General features: G+C 47.8%; 13 protein-coding genes. 10 read left to right on the top strand and 3 right to left on the bottom strand.

Going from position 1 to position 15,242, the window contains the following annotated elements; all coding sequences use genetic code 11:
* Positions 1 to 242: 242 nt before the first annotated feature.
* From K6T99_07095 to xerD, 5 genes are all read left to right on the top strand, one after another.
* Positions 243 to 1,550 (top strand): HD-GYP domain-containing protein, encoded by a 1,308-nt coding sequence (locus tag K6T99_07095; GenBank protein ID MCL6519585.1) that lies wholly within the window; start codon positions 243 to 245, stop codon positions 1,548 to 1,550.
* Positions 1,540 to 2,223, top strand: coding sequence for an HD domain-containing protein (locus K6T99_07090; GenBank protein MCL6519584.1), 684 nt, complete (start codon positions 1,540 to 1,542; stop codon positions 2,221 to 2,223). Before K6T99_07095 ends, K6T99_07090 begins: the two co-directional genes overlap by 11 nt.
* Positions 2,224 to 2,333: 110 nt before the next feature.
* On the top strand, positions 2,334 to 2,798 hold the full coding sequence (locus tag K6T99_07085) for a DUF5317 domain-containing protein (GenBank protein ID MCL6519583.1): 465 nt from the start codon (positions 2,334 to 2,336) through the stop codon (positions 2,796 to 2,798).
* Positions 2,799 to 2,863: 65 nt separating this feature from the next.
* Positions 2,864 to 4,537: a glycosyltransferase family 39 protein gene (locus K6T99_07080; protein ID MCL6519582.1), complete on the top strand. Its 1,674-nt coding sequence runs from the start codon at positions 2,864 to 2,866 to the stop codon at positions 4,535 to 4,537.
* Complete coding sequence (gene xerD / locus K6T99_07075; protein ID MCL6519581.1) at positions 4,530 to 5,417, top strand: site-specific tyrosine recombinase XerD; 888 nt, start codon at positions 4,530 to 4,532, stop codon at positions 5,415 to 5,417. Before K6T99_07080 ends, xerD begins: the two co-directional genes overlap by 8 nt.
* Positions 5,418 to 5,428: 11 nt before the next feature.
* Here the strand turns inward: xerD and thiC are convergent, their stop codons facing one another.
* Both thiC and K6T99_07065 read right to left on the bottom strand, forming a co-directional pair.
* The gene (gene thiC / locus K6T99_07070; GenBank protein MCL6519580.1) at positions 5,429 to 6,712 is read right to left on the bottom strand and encodes a phosphomethylpyrimidine synthase ThiC; all 1,284 of its coding nucleotides are present in this window, start codon (positions 6,710 to 6,712) and stop codon (positions 5,429 to 5,431) included.
* 122 nt (positions 6,713 to 6,834) lie between these two features.
* Positions 6,835 to 7,875: a hypothetical protein gene (locus K6T99_07065; protein ID MCL6519579.1), complete on the bottom strand. Its 1,041-nt coding sequence runs from the start codon at positions 7,873 to 7,875 to the stop codon at positions 6,835 to 6,837.
* 304 nt (positions 7,876 to 8,179) lie between these two features.
* Between K6T99_07065 and gyrA the strand changes: the two genes are divergently transcribed.
* The 5 genes from gyrA (at position 8,180) to K6T99_07040 (ending at position 13,697) form a co-directional block, all read left to right on the top strand.
* Positions 8,180 to 10,636 (top strand): DNA gyrase subunit A, encoded by a 2,457-nt coding sequence (gene gyrA / locus K6T99_07060; protein ID MCL6519578.1) that lies wholly within the window; start codon positions 8,180 to 8,182, stop codon positions 10,634 to 10,636.
* Positions 10,636 to 11,058, top strand: coding sequence for an archease (locus tag K6T99_07055; GenBank protein ID MCL6519577.1), 423 nt, complete (start codon positions 10,636 to 10,638; stop codon positions 11,056 to 11,058). The genes gyrA and K6T99_07055 overlap by 1 nt, the downstream gene beginning before the upstream one ends.
* Before the next feature lie 113 nt (positions 11,059 to 11,171).
* Positions 11,172 to 11,786 (top strand): transcriptional repressor LexA, encoded by a 615-nt coding sequence (gene lexA / locus K6T99_07050; GenBank protein ID MCL6519576.1) that lies wholly within the window; start codon positions 11,172 to 11,174, stop codon positions 11,784 to 11,786.
* A 54-nt stretch (positions 11,787 to 11,840) separates the two neighbouring features.
* A complete protein-coding gene (locus K6T99_07045) occupies positions 11,841 to 12,290 on the top strand; it encodes an SRPBCC family protein (protein MCL6519575.1) in 450 nt (149 codons plus the stop codon).
* A 60-nt stretch (positions 12,291 to 12,350) separates the two neighbouring features.
* Positions 12,351 to 13,697 (top strand): NAD(P)/FAD-dependent oxidoreductase, encoded by a 1,347-nt coding sequence (locus K6T99_07040; GenBank protein MCL6519574.1) that lies wholly within the window; start codon positions 12,351 to 12,353, stop codon positions 13,695 to 13,697.
* A gap of 23 nt (positions 13,698 to 13,720) precedes the next feature.
* On the opposite strand, the gene K6T99_07035 is transcribed toward K6T99_07040, so the two are convergent.
* The gene (locus K6T99_07035; GenBank protein MCL6519573.1) at positions 13,721 to 15,139 is read right to left on the bottom strand and encodes a SpoIID/LytB domain-containing protein; all 1,419 of its coding nucleotides are present in this window, start codon (positions 15,137 to 15,139) and stop codon (positions 13,721 to 13,723) included.
* Between the last annotated feature and the right edge of the window lie 103 nt (positions 15,140 to 15,242).

Genomic DNA, 15,242 nt, shown 5'->3' with positions numbered 1-15,242 from the left:
CCGAGCGAAGCGGTGGAAATGTCTATGTCTAGCGGAAATAGACATTATCCTCACGACGAAAGGGGTTGACGTAAATGAAGACCTTGGTCAAAGTACTGCTTGCTCTGGCGTCGCTGGTGCTTACATCCGGCGCGTTCGGTAGATTCTGGCCACCGCCCTAGGATCTAGGACGGGTAAATTTAGGCTGATGCCTAACCCAAAGTAGCCACCTCCGTCGGCCCAACTCTGAACAGGAAGTTCAAGTGCGTCAGGTCGCCAAAGCATTCACTCAGTATAAGTACACTATATACCTCCTCGGTTTTATTATTTTGACTTCAGCCGTGGCGTTTGGGGGAATAGAACTACACGCCTGGCCTGAATTAGTTGTTTTCTTTATCCTTATCTTCTTTGCCGAAATACTTCCCGTTGTATTCCCCAGCTCAGCAACCGAATATACGATGACTATGCCAGCGGTTCTGGCCTTATTTATTAGCCATGGATTCACCGAAACCTTACTTGTAACTTCATTAGGTTTAATTGCGTCAAACATGGTGTTCCACCGCGGCAAATACCCACTAAGATTGCTCTTAGATTTGACGTACTACAACTTGTGCAATACTATCATTTCGATAACAGTTGCATCTATCGCCTACATATTTTCTGGCGGCATGACCTTGCAGACAGGAAGTGAAGTCACTTTGTCTGCAGTTGTGCTACCTGTGTTGCTATGGGTATTTACCTGCACAACGACAAATGCACTATTACTAGCAACCGCTTTGGCCTTACATCTTCGCGAACCCTGGCGAATTCATGTGGCTCAACAATTGCGATGGACAGCCACCAACAATCTCGTGACTGGCCCATCAGGAATACTGTTTGCATACCTTTACTTAGCCTATGGTATACATGGAATATTGCTTATGATAATCCCGTTTTTGATGGGGAGACAGGCTCTCAACCAATATGCCAAACGACTTGATACTTACCGCGAGACGATTACTTCACTAGGCATCTATATGCAGCATTACCACCCATATACAAAAGGACACCTCGAAAGGGTGGCGGACATCTCCGATAAAATTGCCCGGCAAATGGGTTTACCTTTGCGAAGTTTGATGTTAATACGCGATGCGGGCCTTCTACACGATGTAGGTAAGATCGGGGTGGACGAGCAGATTTTGGACAAAGTCGGAGCTCTTTCCGAAGAAGATTGGGCTATTATAAAGCAGCACCCCGCGCGAGGAGCAGAGATTCTCTCACAAATGAAGCACCTTGAAGCGATAGTCCCATGGGTACGTGGACATCACGAACGTCCAGATGGCAAGGGCTATCCAGATGGCCTCAAGGATGGCGAGATTCCAATAGAGGCAGCTGTGATTGCCGTTGCCGACGCTTTTGATGCCATGACGGGAGGGCCTGACGAGAAAGATAGGCGCGTATACCGAGCGCCATTAACAATTGATCAAGCAATAGATCAAGTACGCTACGGAGCCGGGACTCAGTTCGACCCACGGGTTGTAAAGGCATTCATGCAAGTAATGGCGAGAGAGGAGTTGGAGCATGGGGAATAGCTTCTGGCTCAGTCCGGTTTTCCTCATGGCTGTAGCATTCACCATCGTGTTTGGGTGCTATTCATATATATATCTGCCATTACAAATGCGTCGGGCTTATAGGCAGTCCCTCCTGACACTTGCCCGCGCTGTTGAAACAAAAGACGTCGGTGCTGAGGGGCATGGAGAACGTGTAGCACGATATGTGGTAGATATTGCCCGCGAGATGCGCATACCCAGGGCGCAAATTCTGCGGATGGAGTATGCGGCTTTACTTGCAGACATCGGCAATGTGAGGGTGCCGTATGCAATCCTCAGCAGAAAAGGCAAGCTTACCTCCAAGGAGTTTGAGATTCTAAAACAACATGCCGTAATCGGCGCTGAGATGGTGGAACAAGTCAGATTACTCAAAGATCTTGCGCCGCTGATTCGCCATCATCATGAATGCTGGGATGGCTCGGGATACCCGGATGGGCTAAAAGGCGAAGAAATTCCCCTTGGTGCGAGAATTCTAGCTGTAGCAACTGCGTATGATTCTATGGAATCGAAAAAATCATTTCACGGCAAGATGGATGATAAGCGTGCAATTGAGGAACTCAAGAATAACGCAGGAGCTAAATATGACCCAGCGGTAGTAGAAGCCTTCTTGAAAGTATTGCAGAGGCGCTGGCGAAGTGAAAGGCAGCTATCTTGATTATTGAATTTGCCATACTTTCCTTAATATTGGGGATAATTAGGAGAGGGAAACTAAAAAATCTTTCAAGTATCCCTCTAAAGCATTTATACCTTTTTGCGTTCCCATTTGTGTCTTTCGTAGCAATGTATATTGTCGCCCTTTTCGGGCATTTTTCCTTTCGCGGATATGCAGGGTTACTGAATATCGTTAATTACATTCTTTTGCTTGTAGCTATCGGTGCAAACTTGCACATCAAAGATCTGCGAACAGTATGGGGAGGCACATTTTTAAACTTTTTGGTCTGCGCGGCAAATGGCGGCTACATGCCTATTAGCGAGAAGGCTGCTAAAATAGCTGGGCTTGCCAACATAATCAATCCTAGCCGAGAGGGGGAATTCGTACGCCATGTGCTTCTTACGGCCGATTCAAGGCTTAAGTGGTTGGCAGACGTTATTCCCCTTCCGGGGTTTGGTCCTCATACTCCGGAAGTGGCAAGCATTGGAGATGTAGTGATAACAATTGGTATATTTGTGCTAATCCAGAGATATATGTGCGTCCAAAAATCGTCGCTTAAAAAGAAGAAACCACGCTAGTTCGCAATTTAGCGAATGTCAAACCTATTAAACTTCGGTAGCAATTTTGGAGGAGACCTTCGAAGGTGATCAGAAGATTCTCACCGTTTTTCGCAATTCTAATCACAGCAATAGCGCTAGCACTTCGACTCTATGGCCTTAAGTGGGGGCTGCCGAACATGGATCATTATTCTTCCTATCATCCTGATGAAACAACGATTTTGGAGGCGGCTCAGCGAATTGACTTCTTTAATAGGCAAATAGATCCTAGATTCTACAATTACGGTTCTCTATATATATACCTTGTAAACATTGCAATCTTCATGGGGGCAGGTTGGGGGCTTATAGTTCTCGGTAAAAGAGACCCTGAATTGGTAGTGCGCGGCTATGCGCAGATGTACCTGGCTGGACGCATTGTTGCATTGTTGATGGGGGTTGCTACAGTGCTGCTGGTCTACTATCTCGGGCGCCGGATGTATGGCCGAAGAACAGGGCTGATAGCTGCAATCTTCATGGCGATATTGCCAATTCACGTTATGCATTCACATTTTCTGGCAGTGGATGTTCCTGCAACGTTCTTTGTGACATGCAGTTTACTATTTGCATCTCGTATACCTGAGGAAAAATCTAAAACTCGATATTATTTGCTTTCAGGACTTTTTGCTGGATTCTCTGCCGCGACAAAATACAACGCTGGCTTGGTTGTGCTCGCACCTATTGTAGCCCACCTTTCCAGAGGAGGTCCTTTCTTTAGACGCCTAATGTCTGTGAACTTGCTTTTGATAATTATTGGCTTGGCAGCAGGGTTCCTTATTGGTTGTCCAGGTGCAGTGCTCAACTCCGAAAGTTTTCTGCGAGGTTTCCTTTATGAAGCCCATCACGTACAAACAGGTCATGGGTTGCTCTTTGCCGAGACAGGCTCCGGTTTTATTTACCACTTGATTCATTCTCTTCTCCCAGGGATGGGTTTGCCCATAATGGTCCTTGCTCTGGCGGGGGTAATTTACGCTATAAGGAAATGGACCCCGCAGGATGCCATGCTTATTGCTTTTCTAGTGCCGTACTACGTACTAATTGGTGTAGCACAAGTCAGGTTTGCGCGGTATACCATGCCAATATTGCCGCCGCTTGTCCTGCTCGGGGCTCGAATTCCTGGTAAACTAATGGAAAGGTTTGAAGATGAAAGAGGTTTTGCTAGGGGCATTGCCAGGGTTGTCACCGGTGTGTTCACCGGCCTGATAGTTCTATATACCTTATTTTACTCTATTTCGCTCGACGAAGTTATGGCACGGGAGGATAACAGAGATGCGGCTCTCACGTGGATTAGGAAAAACATTCCACCCGGAAGCAACATCGCCATGCCGACAATTCCTTGGTTTTATACACCCCCGCTAGACCCCCGCTTTGGATACGGTAGCGCCCGCACCCGTTTCGAGGCCGCTCAGAGCATCGCTGAATATGGGATTATTACAGACGAAAGCAAGGAATGGAATTGGCGTCTGCTCAGCGAAATGGAACCCGAGTTTGTTATTCTCTCCGAGTTTGAGTATGAAGATAGGCTTCGGATTGGCGATCAAGCAGCAATAGACTATTTTGCTGTTTTGGATAAAAAATATAGGCTTGTTCGCCAATTTGATTCACCGCCATCTATTTTTGGAAAGAAATTCCCGCTTATAGTTGAATTGCCGCATGATATGTCGTATGCAAATCCAAAAATAAAAATATTTGCGCGAAACGATATTTTGTTGAACAATGGATGAGGCAATCCAAGCATTTGTTGATTACGTCGCTATTGAGCGAGGACTTTCGCAGAATACCGTGGCAGCGTATGCACGCGACCTCTCGCAATTTGCACATTACGCTACCGGGAAAGGCATCAACTCTCCCGAAGGCCTTTCGGAGGAAGTGCTGGCGGGGTTCCTCGAGGAATTGCAGAAGGCTGGGATGTCGCCTAGTAGTATTAGCAGGAAGCTTTCTGCAATAAAGACGTTCTGCAAATTTGCCTGCCGAGAGGGGCTGATTACAAAAGATTTTACCTCGGGCATCGAGACTACGAAGTCAGCACTTCGCTTGCCTAGCGTATTATCAATCGAGGAGGTGTCAGAACTCCTAGCCCAGCCCGATTGGCGTGACCCATCTGGATGTCGGGACAAAGCAATGCTTGAAGTGCTGTATGCAACAGGAATTCGAGTTTCGGAGCTTCTAAGCCTTCGGATAAGCGATGTAAACACAAGCGTCGGCTTCCTCAAATGCTTTGGAAAGGGCTCAAAAGAGCGTATAGTTCCCCTGGGCAAGGTGGCGATTGAATATCTCGAGCGATATTTGTCTACCGGTAGACCAAAGTTTGCTAGATCAGGAAGTTCAGAATTTCTTTTTCTCACAAATCGCGGTCGGAAGATGTCGCGTGTTGGCTTCTGGAAGCTAATCAAGAAATATGCTGCTCAAGCTGGAATCACTAAAAACATAACGCCACATACCATCAGGCATTCATTCGCTACCCATCTTCTCCAGGGAGGAGCTGATTTGCGCTCGATTCAAGAGATGCTTGGGCATGCTAATATTGCTACTACCCAGGTTTATACACACATCTCTCGAGAAAAGTTAAAGCAAGCATATAAGAAGTTTCATCCTCGTGCCTGATAAGAAAAGCCCTATTTCCGACGTAGATATTCGTCAACGACCTTCATTGCACAGTATTGGCTACACATTGAGCACACGTCTTCCGAATTGCCGGCACGCTCGGTGCGATACTTTTTGAACGCTATTGGGTCAAGTGCAAGCTCAGCCTGTTTTTGCCAATTCCTAGCCTTTCGTGCGGCTGACATCTCATTGTCCCATTCAATAGCGCTAGGAATGCCTTTCGCTATGTCGGCTGCATGGGCTGCGATGCGCGCAGCAGCGACTCCCACGCGAACTTCGTCGGGTCCGGGGAGCCCTAGGTGTTCGGAAGGTGTGACGTAGCACAGAAAATCTGCACCTGAAGCGGCTGCGATTGCCCCACCTATCGCCGAAGTTATGTGGTCATAGCCAGGTGCAACGTCGGTCACGAGTGGCCCAAGCACGTAGAACGGGGCGCCTTTGCAAATCGTTTTCTGGATTTGAATGTTAGCGGCAATTTGATGCATTGGCACATGTCCTGGGCCTTCGACCATAACTTGTACGCCAGCCTTCCGCGCACGGTCGACTAGTTCGCCGAGGATTATCAATTCTTGGATTTGTGCTCGGTCGCTAGCGTCAGCCAAGCAACCAGGGCGCATTCCGTCGCCAAGGCTAAGCGTTACGTCATGCTTTCGGCATATTTCAAGGAGATCATCGAATCGGGCGTAGAGAGGGTTCTCCCTGTCGTTTTGTAGCATCCAGCAGACGAGAAATGCCCCGCCCCTGCTCACGACATCCGTAACCCGTCCTGATTCGCGAAGCCGCCTAAGCGATTCTCGCGTGATTCCGCAGTGAACGGTTATAAAGTCAACTCCATCCTCGGCGTTTCTTTCAATTACTCTGAAAAGTTGGTCCTCTGACATGTTTGCAACAGAGCTGTCTTCCGCCGCCTTAATTGCAGCTTCGTAAATGGGGACGGTTCCAAGCGGTATGGTGCAATGTGAAATTATTGCTTTTCTGATTGCCGAAAGGTCCCCACCTGTGCTTAAGTCCATCGCTGTGTCGGCTCCGGCCTCAATGGCTACCTGCAGTTTTTTTAGCTCATCATCAAGATTTGGAAAATCTGCGGAAGTACCAATGTTGGCATTAACCTTAGTTCGGAGGCCAGCGCCAATCCCGCAAGGCTTTTTGGGTGTCGCATTGACATTTGCGGGAATGACAATAGTTCCCGCAGCAACACCCGAGCGGATAATTTCTGCATCCAGGCGTTCTTGCTCTGCCACCATCTTCATTTCGAGGGTGATTTTGCCTGTTCTCGCACTTTCAAGCTGAGTCATAGTACCTTCTTTGGAATAATTGTGTGGAATAGCGGAGTGCCAGATTCCTTAACGCAGTATACCATCAGGGTGGTATGCTGTCAAACACTGCGCTGTTTAAGCGACATTGGTTGCATACCGCTTCATAGATTGCCTTGTACCATTTCCGCCATTGCTATGAAGTTGCTGGCGCCGTTCTCGCCATAGGTACCAGATGACGTGCCGCCGAGGATAAAGCCCCTATCACCCGCCGCCTCAAGTCGCTCCCTGGCAATGGCTAGAACTTGCTTAGTAGTAAGTTTGTCAATTACTTCCATATCGTCGAGGTTTCCGACAAAGCAAATTTTATCTCCAAAGCGCTTGCGTGCTTCATGGAGGTCTGCATCGCCCCATGGGGGCGCCTCTAGTGGGTCTAGCGAATCCATGCCAATTATGGCAAAGTCTTCTAAGTAGTGCATCACTGGGCCATGATTATGATAGTGGGCAACCGCCCCATAACGATGCATAACATCAATTAACTCCCTATCATAGGGCACGCAGAGTCGGCGGAATCCTTCAGGGCCTAATTGAACGCTTGCATATTCTCCACCACAAATGCGGAATGCGTCCACGCCTGATTTACAGCATTTTTCCACGAAAACAATCAACCTCTCTGTGGCAACGGCAGTCAAGCGTTCGACAAGATTGGGTGCATCTGCCCATGCAAAGCAGAACCCCTCTGGAGAGAACCATGAGGCTGGTGTTGCTACTCCATTTCCCATGCCAATCATTACAAGCCCTTCATTGCCAATCTTTTCGCGGTACTTCCAATAATGCGAAAGGTCTGGGTCACCCGGCTCGAATGGGATGGAAAGTGCTTTTTCAACGTCAGAGGGATCCTTGAGAAGAAACTCAATTGTAGCGCCGGTGACTTCTGTCCTGCGGTATCGGCTCGTAAGATCGCCCTTTGGAGTATGGATAACCGTAATTATAGTCTCGCCTTCTTGCTGACTTTCTATCTTAGCTGCTTTGCCGAGGAAAGGATCATAGCCAGCGCCGACATCAATTATTATATCCGTTTTCTGTATCAATTGTCGACCAAGCGGAGTTTCGGGGTTTATTTTCCCAAAGCCCCAAGGAGAAACGGGTACGCGGTCAACCCTCTCAAACCTCATGGCCGAGAGTATACGTTCTCTTGAAGTCATTGCGGCTCTAAAACAATATTGTTTTCTGTACAAGTTAATGAAATTTCCCCAGATTCCTTCTTACCCCAAAAGGCAAGCTTAGCCAAGATATTAGCGATTTGGCTTTTAATAATTAGATTGTAGGGTGTGGCATCCCGTGTTTTATGACAAATGCTTTGAATCTGACACTATCCTGCAAGATAATTTGTTGATAAAGAAAGCAAACTCTTTTTCTTTTTCTGTTTTGTTTGACATTGCCTGCAATAACCAGTATAATTACTAGTGCGAACATATGTACTGATTTTGATAAACGAGGGGCTCTTTTGTGAATCAAATTGCACGGGAAGTTATACCAATAAACATCGAAGACGAAATGAAGCGCTCGTATTTGGGCTATGCTGTCAGCATGATCATAGCCCGTGCGCTTCCGGATGTTCGGGATGGTTTGAAGCCGGTCCAGCGTCGAATCCTTATGGCGATGCACGACCTCAACCTGACCCCGAACGCCCACTATAGAAAATCTGCAAAGATTGCAGGCGACACATCTGGAAATTACCACCCCCATGGCGAGCAGATAATCTACCCAACCATGGTTCGAATGGCCCAAGATTTCAACGCTCGCTATCCTCTCATCGACGGCCAAGGGAACATGGGCAGCATTGATGGCGATCCTCCAGCGGCAATGCGTTATACCGAGATGCGCATGTCGCCGTTTGCCGTAGAGATGTTGGAGGACCTCGATAAAGATACAGTTGATTGGCAGCCAAACTATGACCAAACGCGCGAGGAGCCGATGGTTCTGCCGGGCAAGTTTCCAAATCTTCTTTGCAATGGGTCGGCAGGAATCGCGGTTGGCATGGCGACGAACATACCGCCGCATAATCTGCGTGAAGTCATCGACGCGACAATTTGGTTGATAGATCATCCCGAATGTACGGTTGGGGACTTGATGCAGCATATAAAGGGTCCAGACTTCCCGACGGCAGGGCTTATACTTGGGACTCGAGGCATCCGTGCGGCGTACGAAACTGGCAGGGGCCAAGTCACAATGCAAGCGGAGGTAACCATCGAACAGCACGAGACCGGGAAGAGCCAAATTGTTATCACAGAGCTCCCCTACCAGGTCAACAAGAAAAAGCTTATTGAGGACATTGCCGAATTAGTGAAGGCGAAAAAGGTGGATGGCATTACCGCTCTTGACGATTTCAGCGACCGAACCGGCATGCGGGTAGTCATCGAACTCCGCCGAGACACTCATCCCAAAAAGGTGCTCAATTATCTACTCAAACATACCCAGCTTAGAACCAATTTTGGCGTGATAATGCTCGCGCTTGTTGACGGGACGCCGCGGGTGCTCAACCTCAAGCAAATTATCCAGCTTTATGTAGACCACCGCAGAGAGATTGTTGTTCGCCGGACGCGCTATGAGCTGGAGAAAGCGAAGTCGAGGGCGCATATCCTAGAGGGCCTGCGAATTGCACTTCAGTTCCTTGATGAGATTATCAAGATAATCCGTGAGTCAAGGACGACTGAAATTGCCCGGACGACTATGATGTCTCGATTTGGCTTAAGCCAGGTCCAAGCCGAGGCGATTCTAAATATGCTTCTTCGCCAGCTTACCGGTTTGGAGCGTGAGAAGATTGAGAACGAGTACCGCGAAGTACTAAAGCAAATAGCTTACCTCGAGGATATTCTCGCAAATCCACAAAGAGTTTTTGAAATCATCAAGCAGGAGCTAAGAGTTCTCAAAGACAAATATGGCGATGACCGGCGGACCCGCATTATCCCAGTGGAGGCCGAAGAAATTGGCGAAGAAGATACAATCCCCGAGGAAGAGACAATAGTCACCATAACAAGAGGCGGATATATAAAGCGCGTGCCGGCAGATACATACCGCAGCCAGCGAAGACCTGGCAGGGGCGTTATTGCGGCGAATACTAAAGAAAAAGACATCTTGGAACATGTTTTTGTTGCTACAACCCACCACTATATCCTATTCTTCACGGATAAAGGCAGGGTCTATCGTTTAAAAGCCTATGAAGTGCCCCAGGGCTCCCGCCAGGCGATGGGGACGGCTATAATCAACCTAATTCAAATTGAACCAGGCGAAGCAATTACAGCTACTGTGCCCGTGAGAGAACTTGAGGGCGAGGGCTATTTGGTAATGGCCACTAAAAATGGCGAAGTAAAGCGGACGGCAATAAGTGAATTCCATTATCTCCGAGCAAACGGCCTTCGAGCATTCGACCTCGAAGAAGGCGATGAGCTCCGATGGGTCAAGCTGACTACAGGCAAGGACCACATAATTATGGTCACCAGAAAAGGGATGGCAATACGATTTCCCGAAACGCAGCTTAGAGTAGCAAGCCGAGCGTCGGGCGGTGTAAGAGGAATTTCCCTTCAAGAAGGTGATTATGTCGTCGGCATGGATGTAGTCAAGGATGACAGCGAGCTCCTAGTCGTAAGTGAGAAGGGTCTCGGAAAGCGGACACCTCTTAAGTTGTATAAGCACCAAACCCGTGGGGGCAAGGGCCTTATAACTATGGCAATCACCCCAAAGGGCGGGGAAGTAGTAAGTGCACACGTCGTCACCGGAGAGGATAACGTCTTCATCCTGACTGCAAAGGGTATTGGAATTCATATCAGACTAAGCGAAGTTCGATGCTGTGGCCGCAGCACTCAGGGCGTCAAGTTGATTAACCTTGAGAAAGGTGACTGGGTATCTTCGGTCGCTGTAATAGCAAGAAAAGACGAGGACGAAGAGGATAACGGAAAAGGCTAGTGTCGTGCAAACGTTTTGAAGTACTCGAGCATACGGCAGACAAAGGTATAAAGGCATATGGCTCTACTTTCGAAGAGCTGTGTGAGAATGCTGCCTATGGTATGTTTTCCTTGATGGCCGACCTTGAAAGATACAAGCCGGTGTTCTCTAGAACGATCGAAGTGTCGGCGGACGAACCTGAAGAGCTTCTGCGGGCTTGGCTAGGCGAATTACTCTATCAGTTTGAGGTTGATGAAGTCCTCTTTGTTGAGTTTAAGGTAACCAGGGTCGAGGATGGAAGACTGACTGGTATTGCCTGGGGTCTGCCGTTTGACCATCAAATTGAATGGCTTGGTGCTACCATTAAAGCTGTTACTCACCACGGCCTTTATGTTCGTCAAACAGACAGTTGCTGGGAAGCTCAAGTTATATTTGACGTGTAACCTTTTAGAGAAATTTTAAAAATTAAGTATGTAGCATTCTGCTTAATAAATGACAGTTTGATTCCAATCAGCTCTTCAACTTCCGGATATTGAACTTCCCCGGAGGGATTTATATGCCAAAAGAATTGACGGCAAGACAAAGGCAAATTTTGCAATACATCCTACAGCACATTGAGATGAGAGGATATCCGCCGACTGTGCGGGAGATAGGTGAGGCGGTTAATCTCAGCTCGAGCTCGACGGTTCATGCGCACCTCCGAAGTCTCGAAGATGCTGGCCTAATCAAGAGAGATGCAGCTTTGACCCGAGCAATCAAACTGCTCCCTGGCCCAGTTGCGAAGACAAAGACACGCAGAGTGGTTAACGTGCCAATTGTTGGCCAGGTTGCCGCCGGAAAACCGACTCTCGCCACCGAGGACATCCAAGATTACTACCCGCTTCCATACGATTTTCTTGCAGGTGCCGATGGTTTCATACTTGAGGTTCACGGTGACAGCATGATTGAAGATGGCATCCTAGATGGCGACTTGGTAATAGTGCGCCGCCAGCCTGTTGCAGAGAATGGCGATACCATAGTTGCACTGATTGATAATGAAGCAACTGTTAAGCGATTCTACCAAGAAAATGGAAAAATTCGCCTCCAGCCTGCGAACTCCTCAATGCGTCCGATAATTGTCGATGAAGCTACAATAATTGGCAAAGTAGTTGGTCTAATACGTAAGATGTAGGCAAATGATTTGCAATTTCTCATTGCAAGCCGCTCATCATAAGGGAGGTTTCTGTTGCCAAGAGTTGAAAGTTCGGTAGTTATTAAAAGTGATGTTGACAGGGTATTTGCCCTGGCAAGGGATATCGAATCGTTCCCAAAGTTTATGCCAGACCTAAAGAAAGTCACCATCCTTGACAAAAGCCCCGACGGAAGCCATGTAATCTCGGAGTTCGTCGGTGACATAAAGCAGTTCAAGGTCACCGTCAAATGGGTTGAAGAAGATGAATGGGACGAGCAGGCAAAAACCTGTCGATTTAAGCTGGTAAAAGGCGATTTTAAGAACTACTCTGGCTTATGGACGTTTGAACCAATCGAGGATGGTACAAAATTTACGTCCGTAATTGATTTCGAATATGATATTCCGCTAATTGGTCCGATGATTAAGGCATTGGTTGCTAAACTGATGAAGCAAAACGTGGAGAATATGCTCCAAGCAATCAAAAAGAAGGCTGAAGAGGGCTAGGCTAAATGTTTTAAAAATGCTAGTTTATGCCCAATTTTCAACCGCTTATAATGGTGAAAAATGAAACGATATGATGTCATAATCGTTGGCGCTGGGCCAGCAGGAATATTTGCTGCGCTTGAGCTTTCAAAAGTTAAGGGAATTAAAATCCTAATCCTCGACAAAGGGAGCGATATCGAAAAACGCATTAAGGAAGTCCCTAGGTCGCTACTCTGCGGTTGGGGTGGCGCAGGTGCATTCTCCGATGGGAAGCTCACGCTTTCTACTGAAGTTGGCGGCCAACTTACGATGTATATCCCCGAGGAGGAAGTCCAGCGTCTTATTAACTATGTTGATCGAATTTATGTTGAATTTGGCGCTCCTGAACAACTTTTTGGCACTAATGAGGACGAGGTAAGCCGCATTGCCCATAAAGCGACCTTAGCCGACCTAAAACTAATCCCGTCAGCTGTTCGCCACGTTGGCACTGACCAGTGGCCTGCAATGCTTCGGAAGTTTCACGAGGTCATTGAGAAAAAGGCTGACATACGGATGGAAACCGCTGTCAGCCGAATTCTTACTCGCGAAGGAAAAGCTGTTGGCGTTGAGACTTCCACCGGAGAAGTTATTGAGGGGGATTTCGTGATAGTCGCGCCCGGTCGCGAAGGAGCAGACTGGCTAGTGGAAGAGAGTCGCCGCCTCGATTTGGAGTTGACTATAAATCCTGTTGACATCGGTGTTCGAGTAGAGCTTCCAGCACCTGTTTTGGAGCCAATCACGGATGTAGTATACGAGCCCAAGCTGATATTCTACTCGCCGACTTTCGATGACAAGGTGCGCTCGTTCTGCGTTTGTCCTTATGGCGAGGTCGTGATGGAATACAATGACAGCGTTACGACAGTTAATGGGCACAGTTATGCGGCGAAAAAGACGAAAAACACGAATTTCGCACTCTTAGTTTCCACAATGTTTACCGAGCCGTTCCGCGAACCAATTACCTATGGCCGGTATATCGCGTCACTTTCGAACTTACTGAGCGGCAGCGTTATAGTCCAGCGGTTGGGAGATTTGAAAGCAGGACGGCGGTCAACATTGTCGCGAATAGAGCGCGGCTTAGTCGAGCCGACACTCAAGACAGCGACCCCTGGCGATCTAAGCTTTGTGCTCCCCTATCGGTATCTTACAAGTATAATGGAAATGCTCGACGCAATGGATAAGCTTGCGCCTGGCGTGGCTTCTAGGCACACCCTTCTCTATGGAGTTGAGGTTAAGTTCTACTCTTCGCGTCTTAGACTGACGCCTTCGCTTGAAACGGATGTCCAAAACCTTTTCACCGTTGGCGATGGAGCGGGTGTCACTCGCGGTTTGGTGCAAGCATCGGCATCAGGGGTGGTAGCGGCGCGCGAAATAATCAGGCGTCGGATGTAAAAACCTACATTTCGCACGGAAAGCTAATTCTCGGCGGGTTTATTATCTTTTATAATAAGACTAGGCAGTTCGTCGAGCCAAGCTTTGCATTCCCATATTGGTTTAATCTCAACGCCGGCATAATAGTGCTTGAGGATTTCTTCTGCTGTTTTGCCCAGGCGGCCAAGTTGGTCTGCTCCATACATGCAAGCCCCGAGTCCATGTCCGTAGCCACTGCCAGTGATGATATACTTTCCTTCCGGTGAAATAGTCAAAGTTGCCCTTGTGCTCTTTAATTTATCATGCCCAAGTGCATTTCTTAGTTCTTTGCCGTGAATTACACACTCACTTTTATCACCTTTGAGTAGAACAGCTTTTACATGCCCTGATAAATCGAACTCGGCGAACTCGATGCTTTTGAGTTTGCCAATCTTGCCTCCCCAAGCTGAAAGTTTGTTTGCTAGTTCATCAATGGTATAGGTAATCGTCCAAAGATGATGTGGACTTTTTGAACAGTAATCCTTTGGGGTGATGTTCTCAGCTGGAGGTTCTGCTTCGTTGACGTTATTCGCACCATTGTTTTCATCAGCGGGAGGAGGTTTAATGGGCGTCAGTATGCCTGAGGGATTATCAACAACCGAGCGCAAATATGGGAAAGAAACCACTCCATTGCCAGAGTCCTCACTATTCATCGTTGCCCCACCGCAATCGGCCATGTAGGTGGCAAAAATCGGCTTGTCGTCGTAAGAAATAACAAGGCCTTTTGTTTCGTCCACTGCTTGCCGTACCCACTCCGCCTCCCTGCTAGCACCATAATAAGTCTGGCAGTGGGTTGAGTCACATAGGTTGAAACCGGCGTCGAAGTGGCGCTTCATACATCGAAGCGCATATGTTCTTGCCGCAATTGCAAACGCTTTCTGAGATTCCGGGCTGAAACTTCGGGGAACCTCGCTCGGCAATACTCCGTAGACATAGTGTTCAAGGTCTATTTCATTTATGACCGAAAGCTCGCTGCCGCCATATATGATTAGAGTCCCGCGAAAATACTTATTGCGAACTTTTGTAGGCTGGATGACTTCAAAAATTTGGTCCGAATCTTCAGGCTCAAACCGAATCGGTCCTTTAAAGGTACCAATTTGATTGCCATCTATGGCAAGAGTGATTAGGCCGTCTTTGAGGGAGGTTTCAACCTTGCTTATGGCTTTCACTGGGGAAGCTGGGCATTCTCCTGACGAATCTACTATTCGGAACTCCTTGGCGGATGTCAGCGTCAGACAGTTGACGCCAGCGAAATTCCTGGTAAGCCCAACTCGAATGATGATATCTTTTGGAATTTCATTAGCACTCAGTGATTGTAAGGGAATTTTGCAGACGCAGAAAAGAAAAACAAAAGCAAAACAAGATGCGAAAGAAAACCTTCGGCGGTTTTTGTATCCGTGTTCGATTGGCGGACCTTTTCTCAACGGATCTTCTCTTGCATATGCAAATAAAATGGTCGGGGTGGCGAGACTTGAACTCGCGGACCTCTCGCACCCGAAACGAGCGCTCTACCAAACTGAGCTACAC

The sequence above is a fragment of the Armatimonadota bacterium genome (assembly GCA_023511795.1).
GTDB lineage: Bacteria > Armatimonadota > UBA5829 > DTJY01 > DTJY01 > JAIMAU01.
This window is presented reverse-complemented; position numbering and strand designations above follow the sequence as displayed.